This window comes from Pseudoalteromonas luteoviolacea NCIMB 1944, assembly GCF_001625565.1.
Taxonomy (GTDB): Bacteria; Pseudomonadota; Gammaproteobacteria; order Enterobacterales; family Alteromonadaceae; genus Pseudoalteromonas; species Pseudoalteromonas luteoviolacea_F.
Window position 1 is genome coordinate 1 of sequence record NZ_AUXS01000083.1, and the last position, 1218, is coordinate 1218.

Below are 1218 nucleotides of genomic sequence, written 5' to 3' on the forward strand. Positions count from 1 at the left end.
AAATACCCACTCGGATCCGTATAACTCAGCGGATTATTCAGCACATAACTATATCGGTTATAGTTCTGCAAATTACTCGGTGCTTGTACAAATGGGTCGGTTTGCATAAATCGCCCAGTATCTGCATCAAAGATCCGACCATTCATATGAATGATGCGCGAATCATCACCAAACTTAACGGGTTCGTGGCCTGTGTACGCTCTTTGGTTACTTGCTACGGTCCAAAATAGTCCTGTTTCAAGGGCCCAGTTTAGTTTGTCTATGTCATTGTTTGGCATCACAACTTCTGATTGCTTGCCAAATACGTCATAGCTAAAACGCTTTAAGAGCTTACCACTATTGTTAACCACTGCAACAACTGAGCCTTGATGATCTGTAAACAACCATTGCATGCTCTCTTGACCATGTTCATGGTAAGTTTTTACTGCATCATTGCCTATATTACGGCGAATATAAGTTTGCGCAGACAGTGCCTCTGTGCCGCTTTCTTTGACTATTTCAAGGGCACCCACGTAGTAGATGGTTTTGTTGCGCTCAACACGTTTATAGCGTCGGTTATTGGTATCGTAACTAAATTGAACCAACTCACCATTGACCGTAATGTGCGTCGCCTTATTACGCGCAGAGTACACCACATCGCGTTGATACTCAGTGCTGCCATTATTTGTCATCACAGCGCTGATTTGATTACCATTGCTGTCATAGTCAAACACTTCAATCTGGCTGCCTTTCACGCGCTTGGTAATTGCATGCGGTCTTGTGTCTTCATAGTGCTGTGTCCAACCAGACTTCGTAGTCAGGTTACCATTTGCGGTATAGGCAAACTCGGTTGCACCATTGACTTTGATTACGCGGTTTAGGTCGTCATAGCCAAATCGGCTGATCTCAACTTGCCCACCATCTGATGAAAGTGCACGTGATGTCAGATTCCCTAAGCCATCAAACTGGTAACTATGTGATTGGATATAACCATAACTGCCTTGCACAGCCAAGCTGCTAACGAAACCCGTATCGCTATAACCAACCGACATCGCAAAGCGACCCTTGTTATAGTGAGTGACACGTCCAGCGCGATCCTCATGAGAATGCAGGTAGTAGATTGTGCCGTTAGCACCCTCTCTTGCTTCTTTCTTGGTGACAACTTGGCCCGCTCGATAGGTAAAATGAACACCTTGTGCTTCTATGTATTCATTTCTGTGTTTAAGCCGACGGTAGTCA

At 44.7% G+C, this 1218-nt stretch carries 1 protein-coding gene; it reads right to left on the bottom strand.

Features of this window, described 5'->3' with window-relative positions; genetic code table 11:
• Nucleotides 1–1218 (bottom strand): RHS repeat-associated core domain-containing protein (locus N483_RS24750; RefSeq protein WP_331245872.1); only part of this gene is annotated, 1218 nt, incomplete at both ends.